The organism is Nocardiopsis sp. NPDC101807, assembly GCF_044766605.1.
GTDB classification, from domain to species: Bacteria; Actinomycetota; Actinomycetes; order Streptosporangiales; family Streptosporangiaceae; genus Nocardiopsis; species Nocardiopsis tropica.
In genome coordinates this window covers 221102-235694 of the sequence record NZ_JBIWMK010000003.1, presented here as the reverse complement: position 1 = coordinate 235694, position 14593 = coordinate 221102, and the positions used below count along the sequence as shown (strand labels likewise).

General features: G+C 73.9%; 15 protein-coding genes. 6 read left to right on the top strand and 9 right to left on the bottom strand.

What is annotated here, in order from left to right:
• Positions 1-2: 2 nt before the first annotated feature.
• The 7 genes from ACIRPH_RS10480 to ACIRPH_RS10450 all read right to left on the bottom strand — a co-directional run bounded on the left by ACIRPH_RS10480 (position 3) and on the right by ACIRPH_RS10450 (position 5998).
• Positions 3-581 (bottom strand): TetR/AcrR family transcriptional regulator, encoded by a 579-nt coding sequence (locus tag ACIRPH_RS10480; RefSeq protein ID WP_402912133.1) that lies wholly within the window; start codon positions 579-581, stop codon positions 3-5.
• A 327-nt stretch (positions 582-908) separates the two neighbouring features.
• The gene (locus tag ACIRPH_RS10475) at positions 909-1136 is read right to left on the bottom strand and encodes a hypothetical protein (protein WP_402912130.1); all 228 of its coding nucleotides are present in this window, start codon (positions 1134-1136) and stop codon (positions 909-911) included.
• A 350-nt stretch (positions 1137-1486) separates the two neighbouring features.
• Complete coding sequence (locus ACIRPH_RS10470; RefSeq protein WP_402912127.1) at positions 1487-2344, bottom strand: SigB/SigF/SigG family RNA polymerase sigma factor; 858 nt, start codon at positions 2342-2344, stop codon at positions 1487-1489.
• A 594-nt stretch (positions 2345-2938) separates the two neighbouring features.
• Entirely contained in the window at positions 2939-3583 is a 645-nt protein-coding gene (locus tag ACIRPH_RS10465; RefSeq protein WP_402912124.1) for a vitamin K epoxide reductase family protein, read from the bottom strand.
• On the bottom strand, positions 3580-4260 hold the full coding sequence (locus ACIRPH_RS10460; protein WP_402912121.1) for a DsbA family protein: 681 nt from the start codon (positions 4258-4260) through the stop codon (positions 3580-3582). The genes ACIRPH_RS10465 and ACIRPH_RS10460 overlap by 4 nt, the downstream gene beginning before the upstream one ends.
• 126 nt (positions 4261-4386) lie before the next feature.
• Entirely contained in the window at positions 4387-4776 is a 390-nt protein-coding gene (locus ACIRPH_RS10455; RefSeq protein WP_402912118.1) for a hypothetical protein, read from the bottom strand.
• Positions 4777-4948: 172 nt separating this feature from the next.
• Positions 4949-5998: a zinc-binding dehydrogenase gene (locus ACIRPH_RS10450; protein WP_402912115.1), complete on the bottom strand. Its 1050-nt coding sequence runs from the start codon at positions 5996-5998 to the stop codon at positions 4949-4951.
• Between the two features lie 100 nt (positions 5999-6098).
• Here ACIRPH_RS10450 and ACIRPH_RS10445 point away from each other — a divergent pair, with 100 nt between their 5' ends.
• The 4 genes from ACIRPH_RS10445 to ACIRPH_RS10430 all read left to right on the top strand — a co-directional run bounded on the left by ACIRPH_RS10445 (position 6099) and on the right by ACIRPH_RS10430 (position 10007).
• A complete protein-coding gene (locus ACIRPH_RS10445; RefSeq protein ID WP_402912112.1) occupies positions 6099-6674 on the top strand; it encodes a TetR/AcrR family transcriptional regulator in 576 nt (191 codons plus the stop codon).
• Positions 6675-6865: 191 nt separating this feature from the next.
• Entirely contained in the window at positions 6866-7408 is a 543-nt protein-coding gene (locus ACIRPH_RS10440; RefSeq protein WP_402912109.1) for a PadR family transcriptional regulator, read from the top strand.
• Positions 7405-8235 (top strand): ABC transporter ATP-binding protein, encoded by an 831-nt coding sequence (locus tag ACIRPH_RS10435; protein WP_402912106.1) that lies wholly within the window; start codon positions 7405-7407, stop codon positions 8233-8235. The genes ACIRPH_RS10440 and ACIRPH_RS10435 overlap by 4 nt, the downstream gene beginning before the upstream one ends.
• Before the next feature lie 2 nt (positions 8236-8237).
• Positions 8238-10007 (top strand): FtsX-like permease family protein, encoded by a 1770-nt coding sequence (locus tag ACIRPH_RS10430; protein ID WP_402912103.1) that lies wholly within the window; start codon positions 8238-8240, stop codon positions 10005-10007.
• A 160-nt stretch (positions 10008-10167) separates the two neighbouring features.
• Here the strand turns inward: ACIRPH_RS10430 and ACIRPH_RS10425 are convergent, their stop codons facing one another.
• Both ACIRPH_RS10425 and ACIRPH_RS10420 read right to left on the bottom strand, forming a co-directional pair.
• Positions 10168-11772, bottom strand: a complete 1605-nt coding sequence (locus ACIRPH_RS10425) for a BCCT family transporter (protein WP_402912100.1) — start codon at positions 11770-11772, stop codon at positions 10168-10170.
• A gap of 396 nt (positions 11773-12168) precedes the next feature.
• A complete protein-coding gene (locus ACIRPH_RS10420; protein ID WP_402912097.1) occupies positions 12169-12813 on the bottom strand; it encodes a TetR/AcrR family transcriptional regulator in 645 nt (214 codons plus the stop codon).
• 54 nt (positions 12814-12867) lie between these two features.
• Between ACIRPH_RS10420 and ACIRPH_RS10415 the strand changes: the two genes are divergently transcribed.
• Entirely contained in the window at positions 12868-13695 is an 828-nt protein-coding gene (locus tag ACIRPH_RS10415; protein ID WP_402912094.1) for an ABC transporter ATP-binding protein, read from the top strand.
• Positions 13685-14440 (top strand): ABC transporter permease, encoded by a 756-nt coding sequence (locus ACIRPH_RS10410; RefSeq protein ID WP_402912091.1) that lies wholly within the window; start codon positions 13685-13687, stop codon positions 14438-14440. Before ACIRPH_RS10415 ends, ACIRPH_RS10410 begins: the two co-directional genes overlap by 11 nt.
• Positions 14441-14593: the final 153 nt, after the last annotated feature.

Below are 14593 nucleotides of genomic sequence, written 5' to 3'. Positions count from 1 at the left end.
AGTCAGTCGAGGGAGGCCAGTGCGACCTCCACGAGGGGCTCGAGGGCGCCGGCGTCCGGCGTGACCTTGGCGGAGACCAGCAGCCCGTTGAGGAAGGTGATGAGGAAGGCGGCGAGGGTGTGCGGGTCGTGCCGCGCCGAGATCTCGCCCCGCTCCGCCGCGACCGACAGCACCTCGGCCAGCGCCTCACGGCTCGCGTCCTGCACGTCCCGCACGATGCGCCGGACGGACGGCTCCTCCGGCAGGCGCTCGCAGGCGGCGTTGACCATCAGGCAGCCCCTGCCGTCGTGCTCCACGGCGATGCGCACCCGTTCCGCCAGCAGCCCCCGGACCGCCGAGCGGACGTCCGCCCCCTCCTGCAGGCTGCGCAGGGCTGCCGCCGCGAGGGTGGAGCGGTAGTGCTCCAGCGCGGCCCGGTACAGGCCGTGCTTGTCGCCGAACGCGGCGTACAGGGATCCCTGACCGACCCCCAGGTGCTGGGTCAGGTCGCGTACCGAGGTCGCCTCGTAGCCGCGCGTCCAGAACAGCTCCATGGCGCGGCCCACGGCCGCCTCGGTGTCGAACTCACGGGTTCTTGCCATGGCTCCACCGTAACCTAACTGGATCGAACGTTCAAGAAAAGGGGGTGGGGTCCGCCCCGGCAGTGCGGCGCGGGCGGCCCCGCGGTCGTGCCCGGTGCCCGGCCCGTCCCGACGACCGCCCGGCCGGCGATCGGCGGGCCGGTACCCGTGGAGCCCGGACGGGGGCGACCGGTCACGTCGGGCCGCGAGCCGCGTGCCCGCTCCCACGCAACCCGGCGGCCGCCCGGCGTTCCGCGCCGACCGGTGCGCGACCACGGACGAGGGGAGGGCGCCCCGGCCCGGACCGTGGGCGCCCTCCCGCGTCCGGGCGCGGCCGTGGGCGGAGGCTCAGCCGTTCTCCTCGGTGAGGCGTTCGACGAGCAACCTCTTGCCCTGGTCGCCGGCCTTCTGGTTGTTCTCCTGGATCCTGCGGAACCAGCGGGCGAGCTCCTCGTCGCCCTGGCGCTCGGCGTCCTCGATGTAGCCCTCCAGGCGCCACACGTTCTCCAGCGACTGGTGCACGGCCCAGACCAGGTTGTAGTTCTTGTCCTTGAGCGGGCTCTCCGGCTCGGCCATGACAACCTCCTCGGTCTCTCGGTCTCTCGGTCTCTTCGGCCAGGACCCCCACTGCCCCGACCCGCCGGGAGGTACACACCGCCGTGCGCGACGGCCGCGGATCCCCGCCCTGCTCGGGCGCGTTCCAGCCCCGGGCACGGCCGCGGAAACCCTTCGGGGGCGGAGCCCGTGACGGATGTCGGCCGCCGGCGGCAGCCGAACGGAGGCCCCGGAAACGCGCCGGGCCGGTTCCCGCCGTGGCGGTGCCGTTTCCACGCCGACGGGGCCGGAGGCGGTCGCCGGGACCTCCCGGCGTGTCTCCCGTCGGGAGACGCGGGAGCCGTGGGCCCCGCGTCCTCCCGTGGCGGTCCTCAGGCGGCCGTGTCCAGGCCCAGGTCCTTGCGCAGCTGGTCCAGGGTCCCCCGCAGCAGTCGGGAGATGTGCATCTGGGAGTAGCCCAGCCGTTCGGCGATCTCGGTCTGGGTGTGGTCGTGGAAGTAGCGCAGCATGAGGATGTGGCGTTCGCGCTCGGGAAGGCGGGCCAGGGCCGGTTTCAGCGCCTCCCGGTCCACCACCAGGTCCAGGAGGAGGTCCTCGCAGCCCAGGTGCTCCTCCAGCGAGGGTGTGACCTCCCCGTCGGCCTCGGAGCCGTCGGGGGCGTCCAGCGACAGGGCCCGGTAGAGGTCGGAGACCTGGCGGACCTCGTCCACCTGCTCGCGGGTCATCGCCAGCCTGCTCGCGAGTTCGTCGCAGGTGGGGGTGCGCCCCAGTGCCTGGGTCATCTCCTGCCGGGCCTGGTGCAGGCGGATCCGGTTCTCCTGGGCCGACCGGGGCACCCGCACGGCCCAGGTGTGGTCGCGGAAGTGGCGCTTGACCTCGCCGGAAGCGGTCGGCATCAGGTAGCCCAGAAAGGGCACGCCCCGTGCGGGGTCGAACCCGCGGATGGCCTTGCACAGCCCCACCATCGCCGTCTGGTAGAGGTCCTCCACCGGTTCGCCGCGGCCCCCGTAGCGGTGCGCGATCCGCTTCATGGCCGGCGAGTAGTGGGCCACGACCTGCTCCCTGAGCGCGCACGCCCCGGGGTCGTCCTCGTCGAGGGCCTTGAGCTGTCGCAGGAGGGCCTCGCCCGGGTCCTGTTCGCCCGGTCCCGGTCGGCGTGGCGCCGGGATCAGGGGTCTGCTGTCGGAGGAGGAGCTGTCGGGAAGCGCGTCGGTATCGGTGACGGACAAGAGGGACCCCCTGAAAGTTCGCCTTGTATGTCACTGCCGCGACGGCAGAACAGGGCATTCGAGTGCCGTCTCCATCCTTCCCTCAGGAAGGGGGCTAAAATGGATAGAGGTAACTTTTAGTTTTAAATTGCCATAAAAAAGACATTTGACGCAGGAGTCATGGGAGCGGGCCGCCGACGCGCCCGAGGCGCTCCCCCAAGGCCTGCGAGGGCACGTCGGCGGCCTCCCGCTCCCGGCGACGGCGTCGCAAGCCGTCCCCCATCCCCTGCCACGAGGACCACGGCTCAAACACGCCCCTTCCGGCACACGGCGAGAAACCGTTCCGCACCGGCGGGGGGACGGACTGCGCGCCCACGCGGGGCGGGCCCGGCCACCGGCTCGCCGAAAAGGTCCACGGGCGCCTCCATGCGACGGCGCGGCCCCCGGCCGCACGGCCGGGGGCCGCGACGGGGCGCTCCCGGCGCGTCACGCCCGGGAGGGCGTCGGGAGCGCCGGTTCCCGGGGTGCTCCCGCCGTCCCGGGGTGCGGTCGCAGCGGTGGCCTCCCGGCACGCCCGGGCCCGGCTCCGGCGCCTCCCGAGGCCGGCGCAGAAGCTCAGAGGAGCGTCGACCAGTAGTCCCGGAACGCCTGGCCGACCGCGCCGACCACCACCAGCGCCCACACGGTGAGCACGACGGTGTGGTTGCGGGCCAGCAGGCCGACCGGACCGGAGAGCCACCGGGGCGTCGGCAGGTGCCCGGAGCGCACGTTGTGCAGGGTGACGTACCAGAAGACCGGGATCGTCACCGCCCACACGACCATGCAGTAGGGGCACAGGGCGCCGATGCGGTACAGGCTCTGGAAGATCAGCCAGTGCACGAAGACGGCGCCGGCCAGCACGCCGGCCTGGAGTCCGAGCCAGAACCACCGGTGCGGTCGTGCCCCGGCGGTCAGCGCCGCCCCGACGGTGGTGACCACGGCGAAGGAGGCCACACCGACGACCGGGTTGGGTATCCCGAAGACCTCGGCCTGCGGGGTGGCCATGACGGTGCCGCAGGAGAGCACCGGGTCGAGACTGCACGCTGGCACGTGCCCGGGGTCGGCCAGCACCCGGATCTTCTCCACCAGCAGAGCCGTCGACGCGAGGAGCCCGACGGCGCCGCCCACGGCGAGCAGCCAGGGCAGGGGCAGGCTGATGACGGGTACCGCCGCCCCGGGCGGAGGGGCCGCGGAGGGGTGGGACGGGGCAGGGGCGCTCATCCCTCCAGCTCCGCGTCGATCATGGCCGAGAGCGCCTCGTAGCCGGGCATGCTCGGGGTGGGGCGGCCGTTGACGAAGATGGTCGGGGTGCCCCGTACTCCGAGCGCGACGCCGTCCTCGAAGTCGGACCTCACGCGCTCCAGCGTGGCCGGGTCCTCCACGGTCCCGGTGAACTCGTCCGTGTCCAGGCCCAGATCCTCGGCGAAGCCGGCGAACACCCCGGCCTGGGACTCCCGGGATTCGCCCCACTCGGCCTGGGTCTCGTACATCCGGACGTACATCTCCTCCAGCGCGCCCTGCTGGGCGGCGGCCTCCACGGCCGCGGCGGCGGGCTCGGAGTTGGTGTGCCCGGGCATGGGGAAGTAGCGGATGACCGTGTTGATCCGCCCGTCGTAGTCCTCGCGGATCCGCTCCATCACCGGGAACTGGGCCCGGCAGGCCTCGCACTCGAAGTCGAGGAACTCCACGACCGTCACCGGGGAGTCCTCCACCCGGTCGAGGTAGCGGCTGTCCTCCCGCACCAGGAGCCCGGCGGGCGCGGTGGGCGTGCCCTCCGGGCCTGCGGGGACGCCTCGGGCGGTCGGGGCGCCGCCGCGGTCGTCGAGGACGAGGAGGAGGCCGAGGCCGATGACGGCGACCATGATCAGGCCGAGGGTGATGCCGAGGTTCTTGCTCATGCGGTTGTCCTGGGGTTGCGGGGGCGCGGCGGAGCGCGCCCGGGAGACGGTCACGTGAAGGGGCCGCGCGGGGCGCGGCAGGACAGCCTCCGCGCGGGGCGCGCGGAGGGGCGGGGTGACCGTGTTCTAGACCCGTTGGACGCAGAGCAGCGTCAAAAGCCCGTACCCGTGGGGAGCGTGGGGCGTGCGATCGGCGGGGCGCGCCGCCGGGCCCGGCCGCGGGGCCGACAGGAGCGCGCAGACCAGGAGGGCGCCGAGGGCGAGGAGGAACAGGGGCGGCGCGGTGGGCAGTCCGTGTCCCTCCGCCGCCTCGCACGGGTGCGCGGCCTGCGCGGCCGGGGCCTCGGACGCGGACCCCCGGGTCTGCTCCGGGCAGTCGGCGGCGGCCGCGGCGGACGCGGGCTGGGCGGCCGTCCCCGTGCTGTGGCACAGGGCGCAGACGAAGCACATGACCACGAGGGCGATCAACGGCACCGCGAGGATGCGGTGCCGCCGCGTCGGGGTGCGCCGGTCCATGACAGTGACTCTAGCGGTGGCGCCGGCGAGGTCCCGGGCGGATGCCCGACAAGGCCCGCCCGGGCGGCCCGGCGGCAGGCGCGGGGGAGTGCCCGCGCAGCCGGCCGGGGGCCTGCGCGGCCGCCCGGAGGGCGCCCCTGTCGAGCGCCCGCCGTCCCGGGCGGGCGTCCCGTCAGGGGCGCAGGACGATCTTCCCGACGTGCCCCCGGCGGGCGAGTTCCTCCTGCGCGCGGGCGGCCTGCTCCAGCGGGAACGCCGCGGCGACCACGGGCCGGATCGCGGCCCGGCGGGCCAGGTCCATGAGGAGGTCGAAGTGCGTGGGCGTGTGCATGGCCGAGCCGATCAGCTGCGCGTTGTGCAGGTAGAGCCGGCGCACGTCGAAGGACGCGTCGTACCCGCCGAGCGCGCCGGCGACGACCCACCGGCCGCCCTCGCGCAGCAGGGGCAGCCCCTCGTTCAGCAGGTCCCCGGCGACCACGTCGAGTGCGACGTCGATGCCCTCCGGGGCGGCGGCGCGGACCTGCTCCACGACGTTCCCCGCGCGGTCGACGACCTCGTGCGCGCCCGCCTCGCGCACCGCGCCGATCTTGGACCCGCTGCTGACGGCGACCACTCTCGCGCCGCGCGCCCGGGCGATCTGGACCAGCGCGAGGCCGACGCCGCCGGAGGCCCCCGACACCAGGACGGTGTCCCCCTCCCGCATCCGGCCCCGCTCGATCATGCCCAGCGCGGTGCCGTAGGCGGTCGGCAGCGCCGCGAGCTGGTCGTCCGTGAGCGGGGACTCCGTCACGTCGTGCGCCTGTCCGGCCGGGGCGGTCACGTACTCGGCGTAGCCCCCGTCGCGCTCGCTCCCCATCAGGCCCACCGGGTTCGCGTCCGGTCCCCCGGCGTCGTAGATCGCCGGGTCGACGACCACCCGGCGGCCGACGAGGCCCTCGTCCACGCCGGGGCCCACGGCCGCGACCCGCCCGGCCACGTCGGCGCCCTGGACGCGCGGAAAATCGATCGGGCCCCGCCAGCCCGACAGCGCCTCCGGGTTCCCCGGGCGGCCGTAGGCGCCCGCCCGGGTCCACAGGTCGGTGTTGTTGAGCGCCACCGAGCCGACCCGGACCAGCACCTCGCCCTCCCGGGGGGCGGGCACGGCCACCTCCGTGAGTTCGAGGACCTCCGGTCCTCCGTGCTCCGCGATCCGTACGGCACGCATGGTCCCGGCCACGTCCATCGTCTGAACCTCCTCATGGGTATACCGATCGGTGAAGACCTACCACGGTACACCGATCTGTAAACTTCTGTCACGGCGTACCGGACAGAGAGGGTGATCGATGCAGGAAGCACGGCCCGTGTCACCGGCGGGCCGCCGTATCGCGGCGGCGGCCGAGGAGCTGTTCTACAACCGCGGGATCACGGCGGTCGGGGTGGACCTGATCGCCGAGCACTCGGGCGTGACCAAGCGGACCCTGTACAACCAGTTCGGCTCGAAGGACCGCCTCGTGGCGGTCTACCTCGCAGAACGCGACCGGCGCTGGCGCTCCCTCGTCCGCGCCGCCGTCGACGCCTGCGACGACCCCCTCGACGCCGTCACGGCGCCCTTCGAGGCGCTGCGGACCTGGAGCGGGGCCAACGCGCGCGGATGCGCGTTCACCAACGCGCTCGCCGAACTCCCCGACCCCGCGCATCCCGCGCACCGCATCGCCGCGGACCAGAAGCTGTGGCTGCTGAACCTGTTCGGGGAACTCGCCGCCGCGGCGGACCTCCCGGACCCCGCCGCCCTCGCCACCCGGCTGCTCGTGCTGCACGAGGGCGCCCTCGCCGTCCAGCCGCTCCCGATCGACGCCCTGTCGCAGACCGCCGACCTGGCGCGAGCCCTGGTCCGGTCCGGCGCGCCGCCCCGCTCGTGACGGCGCCGGCCCTCCGGCGGTCGGGGCCTGCGGGGTCCGGGGCGCGAAGGACGGCGGGCGCCGTATCGGGGTCATCGCCCGCTCCGGGGCGCCGCGTGCCGTGGCGGCCCCGGCCGGGAACGGGACCGGGACGGCTTGACGCCCTTTTGGATAACCGCTATCTATTGAGACGTCGAAGAGGAGAGTGGTCCGTGCAGGACGTGGTGCTGGCGCTGCTGGCCAAGGAGCCCTCGCACGGGTACGACCTGCGTGGACGGTTGGTGTCGGCGCTCGGACCGCTCGGGGAGTCCCTCAACGCCGGGCAGGTCTACGTGACCCTCACCCGGCTCGAGAAGGCGGGCCTGGTCGTCCAGGAGCGCGAGGACACCCCCGTGCGCGGGCCGCGGCGCAAGGTGTACGCACTGACCGCGTCCGGGCAGGAGCGGGTGGCCGCGTGGATGGCACAGACCCCGGGCCCCCGGGCGGACGTGACGGAGTTCCACCTGAAGCTGGTGGCCGCCGCCGAGTCCGGCCTGGCTGATCCGCTCGCGCTCGTCGAGACGAGGCGCCGGGAGCTGATGCGCCACCTCGCCGAGGCCCAGCACGCCGCCCTCGCTCACGACACGGACTCGGAGGCCGGACTGCTCCTGGAGGGCGTCGCCCTCCGTTTGCAGGCCGATCTGCGCTGGCTGGAGGCGTGTGAGCGGACCTGGTCCGCCCGCGCCCCGCGGACGAAGGGCGGAGCAGGCGGATGAGCGGAAACGGTCAGCGGGGCAGGGGCCGGTCACCCCGAGGGGGCGCGGACGACAGACCCGGCACGGCCCCGCCGGGCCGCGGCCCCGGCGCCCCGGACGGGCCGGCGCTGCGCGCGGTCGGCCTGTCCCGGACCTACGGGCGGGGCGAGAATCTGGTGCGGGCCGTCGACGGGGTCGACCTCGACGTCCCCGCCGGGCAGACGCTCGCCGTGACCGGGCCCAGCGGTTGCGGCAAGTCGACGCTGCTGCAGCTCCTCGGCGGCCTGGACCGGCCCACCGACGGCGAGGTGTGGCTCGGAGGGCGGCGCATCGACCACCTCGGCGAAGGAGCGCTGGCCCGGATGCGGCGGCGCGCCGTCGGTTTCGTCTTCCAGACGTTCCACCTCATGGACGAGCTGACCGCGGCGGAGAACGTCGAGCTGCCCGCGCTGCTCGCCGGAGCCCCGCCGCGCACCGCCCGCAGCCGCGCCGCCGAGCTCCTGGACCGGGTGGGGCTCGCCGACCGGGCCCGGCACCTGCCCTCGAAGCTCTCCGGCGGGCAGCGGCAGCGGGTGGCCATCGCCCGCGCCCTGGTCAACGAACCCCTGGTGGTCCTCGCCGACGAGCCCACCGGCAACCTCGACAGCGCCGCGACCCACGAGGTCCTCCGCCTCTTCGGTGAACTGCGCGAGGCCGGCCAGACCCTGGTCGTGGTCACCCACGACGAGCGCGTCGCCGCCACGGCCGACCGCGTCGTCTCCCTGAGGGACGGGGCGCCGGTCGCCGACACCCGCCTGGGCGGCGACGGCGGCCCGGGACTCGGCGCGCTGCTGGGTTGGGAGGGCTGACCATGGGACGTCTGCTGCTGACGTGGCGCCTGGTCACGCGCGACCTGCGCCGCCGGCCGGGCGAGGCCGTCATGCTCCTGCTCGCCGTCACCGTCGCCACCGCCTCCCTGACCCTCGGGCTGGCGGCCGACAACGCCGTGGCCAACGGGTACGCGCAGACCCGCGAGGCCACCGCCGGACCCGACATCACCGCCATCACCACGGCCGAGGACCCCTCCGACCTGGCCGGAACCATCGCCGGCCTGCCCGGTGTGGCGGCGCAGGCCGACCCGGTCTTCGCGTACGACACCACCGTCCGTGCCCACGGCCGTACCGCGGACACCTCGGTCGAGGGGCGCGAGAGCGCACCGTCCGCCGTCGACCGGCCGCTGGTGACCTCCGGGACCTGGGTACGTCCGGGCGGGGCGGTGGTCGAACGCGGCTTCGCGCAGGTGCTCGGCGTGCGCGTCGGCGACCGCGTCACCGTCGACGGGCGCGACTACCCGGTCGTCGGGACCGCGATCAGCGCGGCCACCCCGGTGTACCCGTGGAGCAACTGGGCCCAGGGGCCGGGGACGAGCGACCGGGGCGGAAGGATCTGGTTCACCACGGCCGACGCCCGGGAGGCGGCGGGCGGGACCCCCGGCGTGCACCTGATCCACGTGGGGCTGACCGATCCCGCAGCGGTCGTCCACTGGCGCGAGACCGTGTTCACCCCCGAGCTCAGGGGGGACGCCTGGGTCAACACCCACACCTGGCGGACCGTCCTGACCTCCGACATGATCATGGTCAGGAACACCCAGCCCACCCTGGTCGTCGGCGGCTGGCTGCTCGCCGCGTCCGCGATCGTCACCGTCGCCGCGCTGGCCGCCGTACGCGCCACCCGCGACCACCGGCGAGCCGGTCTGCTCAAGGCCGTCGGGGCAGGTCCCGGCGCCGTCGCCGCCGTCCTCTCGGCGCAGTACCTCCTGCTGACCGCCCTGGCCGCCGTTCTCGGTCTGGCCCTCGGAACCCTGGCCGCGCCCGAGCTGGCCGATCCCAGCGCCGGGCTGCTCAACGCCGTCGTCCCCCCGAGCACCGGCATGGTCGTCGCCGCGGTCCTCCTCGCCGGCCTGGTCGTCCTCGGCGGGACGCTCGGTCCCGTTCTTCGCACCGCGCGCACCAGCACCGTCCACACCCTGGCCGAGTCGGCCCACCCGCCCACGCACCGTCCGCGTCTGACCGCCGTGACGGCGTACCTGCCCACCCCGCTCCTGGTCGGCGTCCGGCTGCTCGCCCGCCGGCCCGGGCGCGCGGCGCTGACCGCCCTCGGCCTGACCGCCACCGGTGTCATGGTCACCGCACTGCTCTGCTTCCGCACGGCGCTCGGCACCGTGGCGACCGCTCCCGCCCTGGAGGCGGTGAACACCCGCACCGGCCAGGTACTACTGGGCGTCACCCTCGTGGTGGTGGGGCTGTCCGCGCTCAACACGCTGTTCCTCGGATGGAGCGGCGCGGTCCAGGCACGGCGTGCCCTGGGGATCACCCGCACCCTCGGCGCCACGCCCGGCCAGGTCGTCACGGCGCTGTGCACCGCACAGCTCCTGCCCGCCGTGCCCGCGCTGCTGGTGGGCGTCCCGGCCGGGATCGGCCTGTACTGGCTCTTCAGCCCCCTCATGATCACGCCTCCGGGATCGTGGCTGCTCACCGCCGCGCTCGCCGTCCTGCTGGCGGTCGCGGCGCTGACCGCCCTGCCCGCGTGGGCCCACACCCGCACCCCCGCCGGGCGCGCCCTCGCCGCCGAACCCGCCTGAGGGCTTTTCGGGCCGCCGACGGGGCGACCGGAAGGGGGGCCGGCTCCCGGCGGTCGGCCCCGGTGCTCCCGCCGCCCGTGCCCCGCCCGCCGGGCGGGACACGGGCGGCGGGTCGGGCCCGCGGGAGAGGGAGACCCCTTCCCCGCGGACCCGGAGCCGGTCAGGCCACCGGCTCCTCGGCGTGCTCGCGGGCGGCGCCGTCCCCGGCTTCGCCGGAGGGACGGCCCGGGGCGACGATGCCCTGCTCGACCGCCATCTCGCGCAGCAGCGGGTGCGTGGTCCACAGCGTCGGCAGCATGACCAGGCCCACGGGGACCGCGGTCACCACGATGAAGGACTGCAGGGCCTGGATGCCGCCGTCCCCCACCAGGAGCAGCGCGACCGCGGCCAGGCCCATGCCCACGCACCAGAACGCCCGGACCAGGCCCGAGGGCTCGCCCGCGTGCATGCTGGAGACCGAGATGGCGTAGGACATCGAGTCGAGCGTGGAGGCCAGGAAGATCAGCGCCACGAGCACCATCAGCACGCCCAGCGCCCCCGTCAGCGGCAGCGCCTGCAGGATGGCCAGCGCCGCGGCGGGCAGGCCGTCCTCGCCGTAGGGGCCCGTGATCGTCCCGGGCGAGCGCTGCTCCAGCCAGATCCCGGTCCCGCCCAGGGCGGTGAACCAGCCCATGGTCACCACCGAGGGCACCACCGTCGCGCCGACGTAGATGTCGCGCACGGTGCGACCCCGCGAGATGCGGGCGAAGAAGACCGCCATCATGGGCCCGAAGCCCAGGAACCAGCCGAAGAAGAACAGCGTCCAGTACCCGAGCCACTGCTCGTCGCCCCCGTACAGGGCCATCGGCAGGAACTCCTGCGCGTGCACGACGCTCGCCTGCACGAACAGGTCCAGGACGAAGGGCAGGGAGGCCATGCCGACGATGGCGGCGATGAGGGCCAGGGCCACCCAGACGTTGGCCCGGCTCAGCAGCTGGATGCCCTTGTGCAGGCCGCTCAGCACCGACACCGCGGACACCGCCGTCAGGCCCAGGATGATCAGGGCCTGGACGGGATAGGTGTCGGGCAGCCCGAACAGCCGGCTGCAGATGTAGGAGATCTGCAGGCCCAGGAAGCCGATGGGCCCCACGGTCCCGGCGATCACGGCGATCACGCAGCTGATGTCGGCGACCGCGCCGATCCAGTGCGTGCGCACCCGCTCGCCCAGGAGCGGCCACAGCAGGGTGCGCGGGCGCAGGGGCATGCCCTTCTCGACCCCGCGCATCATGACCAGGGTGGCCAGCGCTCCGCCGATCGCCCAGCCGATGAAGCCCCAGTGGACGAAGCTCTGCGCCAGCGCGTAGGCCGCGCCCTCCGGCCCGCCCGTCAGGTCGGCGTACTGCGGCGGCGGGGAGGCGTAGTGGGCGATGGGCTCGGCCGCCGCCCAGAACACCCCTCCCGCGGCCAGCAGGGTGGTGACGATCATCGCGATCCAGGTGAACCTGCCGAACTCCGGCGAGGAGGTCCCGCCCATGCGGACCCTGCCGTAGCGGGAGAAGGCCAGGATCGTCATCACGACGAAGGTGGCCAGCATCAGGAGCTGCCAGTAGGCGCCGAACCAGCGTGCGGACCAGACGAAGGCCGCGTCGACGACGGCGCCCACCGTGCCGGGGGAGGCCAAGGACGCCGAGACGAAAACGACCATGAAGACGCTGGTCACGCCCATGACCCAGGGATCGGAACGTCTGCCTCGCGCGGACGCGCGTGAGCGCAGAGTGGAGAACATGGAGTAGAGGAAGCCCCTCGAATGGAAGCACCGGCCGGGACACGCCGCGGCCGGCATCTGAAGGCCCGTGCGCCGCGCGCGCGGAGGCCGCCGGGAACGACGCCCGGTCTCACTGCCGGCGCAAGAGGTGCCGCACGGGGATGGCGGGGAGCCGGTAACGGTCCCGCCGGGTCGTCGACGGGCGCGGACGGAAAGGGGACGGAGGGAGGACCCCGGGTCCCGTGCACGCCGGCGCGACGACGGCTGTCCACATTACCGCAGGCCCCGGGGTCGGCCCGTGTGAGGGCGGACACGGCCGGACAGGTGTCCGCCGCCTCCCTCCTCCGCCGGGAGGAGCCGACCCGTCGGCCCGGGCGCGGCCGGGCCGACACCGTGCGGTCCCGGTCGCCCGGCGGCTCATGCGGGCCCCGTGCCCTCCGCCTCGACCATCGCCACCAGTCTGGCCAGCCCCTCCTCGAACTCCGCGTCCCAGTCGACCGGGAGGTCCAGCACTTCTCCCAGACGGTGGTGCGCCGGCAGTTCCCGGGGGGCCAGTCGCTCACGCCGCTCCCGGGTCCCGAGGTTCCCCTCCCCGAAGCGGCCGCTCACCTCCGAGACGGCGAAGCCCAGCACGAACGTGCTGAACATGCGTTCCCAGCCCGCCACCCGCTCGTGGGGGATCCCCGCGTCCATCAGGGCGCCGTACAGGGGATCCACCACGCGCATCGCCTCCGGCAGCACCACGGGCCTGTTCAGGAGCACCGGGAACGTCCGCGGGTACCGGTGCGCCGCCTCCCTGGCCCCGCGGGCGCAGGCGAGCAGCCGCTCGCGCCAGTCCGCCTCCGGATCCGGCCGGGGCACCTCCTGCAGTACCCGGCCGACCAGCCAGTCCAACAGCTCGTCCTTGCTCGCGAAGTACCCGTACAGGGCCATCGGCGTCAAGCCGACCTCGGCCCCGATCGCCCGCATCGACATGGCTGCGAGACCTCCGTCCTCGGCGATGCGCAGAGCGGCGGAGAGGATCTCTTCCCGTCTTTCTTGATTTGCCTTTCCCATGGGCATACTTTACACCATAGACAATGATTCTATACAGCGGACAGAAAGGGCGGGCGTGACATGTTGGAGGCATTAGGACTGGTGAAGGGGTACGGGTCGGTCAAAGCTCTGGACGATTTCACTCTGGTCGCCCGCCCGGGTGAGATCGTCGGACTCGTCGGGCACAACGGGGCAGGCAAGACCACCTTCGCCAACATCGTCTCCGGGCTTCTGCGCCCCGACGGCGGGCGGGTCCTCGTCGACGGAAAGGCCCCCGGCGCCGCACGCCGCCTCCTCGGACTCGCACCCCAGCACATCGCGCTGTACCCGACGGTCACCCCCCGTGAGACCCTGCGGCTGTTCGGGGGACTGCAGGGGTTGCGCCGGCGTGAGCTCGGCCGGGCCGTCTCCGAGATCGCCGAGGCCCTCCGGATCACCGACTTCCTCGACCGCAGGGTCGGGGTCCTCTCCGGCGGCCAGCAGCGCCGGGTCCAGGCCGCCGCCGCCATGGTCCACAGGCCCGCGCTCCTCCTCCTGGACGAACCCACCGCGGGTGTGGATCCCGAAACCCGCCAGTCCCTGTTGGAGGTCGTACGCGACCACGCCCGGACGGGGGCGACGGTCGTCTACACCACCCACTACCTCCCCGAGCTCACCGACCTGGGGGCCAGCATCGCCGTCGCCCGCCACGGGCGGGTCATCGCCAGGGGCGAGGCCGGTGAGCTGCTCCACGGTCTTCCCGGAGAGGTCCGGCTCACCTTCGAGGACGAGGAGGTGTGCGTCCCCACGACCGATCCCACCGCCACCCTGGCCACGATGCTGGTCGAGGCCACCAAGCCCGTGCGTTCGGTGGACCTGCGCCGGCCCACCCTCGACGACCTCTACCAGGCGGTGGCCCGTGCGCACTGACCTTCCCCACCGCCTGGCCCTGCTGGTCGGCCACAACACCACACTCCGGTTGCGCGACCCCGGCCACCTGATCAGCTACCTGATCATGCCGATGGTGCTCATGCTCGTCTTCAGTCCGCTCTACAGGGCCGCGCTTCCCCAGGGCGGTGAGGCCCAAGCGGTCATCGGCATGCTGGTGATGTTCTCCGTGCTCTCCCTGTCCGTCGTGGGCACCGCCTTGCTGACCGAACGCACATGGCGCACCTGGAACCGGATGCGGGTCACCCCGGTCTCGGTCGTGGAGATGCTCATCGGCAAGGCGCTGCCCGTCTTCGTGCTGCTGGTCGTGCAACAGACGATCCTCATCGTCTTCGGGGCCCAGGTCGTGGACATGCCCGTCACCGGCTCCTTCGCGCTGATCCTGTCGGCGGTCTGCGTGTGGTCCTTCGCCCTGCTGGCCATCGGCGTGGCCCTGGCCGGCGTCGTGCGCAGCCACGGCGAACTCGCGGCCGTCTGCGACGTCGGTGCGCTGACGGTGAGTGCGTTGGGCGGAGCCCTGGCCCCGATCACGATGATGCCTGTCTGGGCGCAGGCCGTCGCGCCCGTTTCCCCGGGCTACTGGGCGGTGACCATGCTCAAGGCCGCGGTCGAGGGGGAGGCCGACACCGTCGGGCGGGCGGCGCTCATCCTCGTCGCGGTCGGAGTGGTGGCGGGCGTGCTCGCTTGTATCCGTATCGGTCGGGGCCTGAAGGAGCTCCAGGGATAGAGGCGCACCTCACCGTCGCGGCCCCTCGGGGGAGGGGCGCGCGAACGGTCCCACCGCCGACGCGGGAGGCGCCGCACGGGACCGGCGGGCAGCCGGGGCCGGTCCGCCGACGGAGAAGGGGGCGAGGGGAGAGGCCCCGAGGGCCTGCCACGG

Bases quoted from the DNA above. Each gene is read 5' to 3' on its own strand.
- ACIRPH_RS10480 (WP_402912133.1), bottom strand. From the start codon at position 581: ATGGCAAGAACCCGTGAGTTCGACACCGAGGCGGCCGTGGGCCGCGCC.
- ACIRPH_RS10475 (WP_402912130.1), bottom strand. From the start codon at position 1,136: ATGGCCGAGCCGGAGAGCCCGCTCAAGGACAAGAACTACAACCTGGTC.
- ACIRPH_RS10465 (WP_402912124.1), bottom strand. From the start codon at position 3,583: ATGAGCGCCCCTGCCCCGTCCCACCCCTCCGCGGCCCCTCCGCCCGGG.
- ACIRPH_RS10460 (WP_402912121.1), bottom strand. From the start codon at position 4,260: ATGAGCAAGAACCTCGGCATCACCCTCGGCCTGATCATGGTCGCCGTC.
- ACIRPH_RS10455 (WP_402912118.1), bottom strand. From the start codon at position 4,776: ATGGACCGGCGCACCCCGACGCGGCGGCACCGCATCCTCGCGGTGCCG.
- ACIRPH_RS10450 (WP_402912115.1), bottom strand. From the start codon at position 5,998: ATGGACGTGGCCGGGACCATGCGTGCCGTACGGATCGCGGAGCACGGA.
- ACIRPH_RS10445 (WP_402912112.1), top strand. From the start codon at position 6,099: ATGCAGGAAGCACGGCCCGTGTCACCGGCGGGCCGCCGTATCGCGGCG.
- ACIRPH_RS10435 (WP_402912106.1), top strand. From the start codon at position 7,405: ATGAGCGGAAACGGTCAGCGGGGCAGGGGCCGGTCACCCCGAGGGGGC.
- ACIRPH_RS10430 (WP_402912103.1), top strand. From the start codon at position 8,238: ATGGGACGTCTGCTGCTGACGTGGCGCCTGGTCACGCGCGACCTGCGC.
- ACIRPH_RS10425 (WP_402912100.1), bottom strand. From the start codon at position 11,772: ATGTTCTCCACTCTGCGCTCACGCGCGTCCGCGCGAGGCAGACGTTCC.
- ACIRPH_RS10420 (WP_402912097.1), bottom strand. From the start codon at position 12,813: ATGCCCATGGGAAAGGCAAATCAAGAAAGACGGGAAGAGATCCTCTCC.
- ACIRPH_RS10415 (WP_402912094.1), top strand. From the start codon at position 12,868: ATGTTGGAGGCATTAGGACTGGTGAAGGGGTACGGGTCGGTCAAAGCT.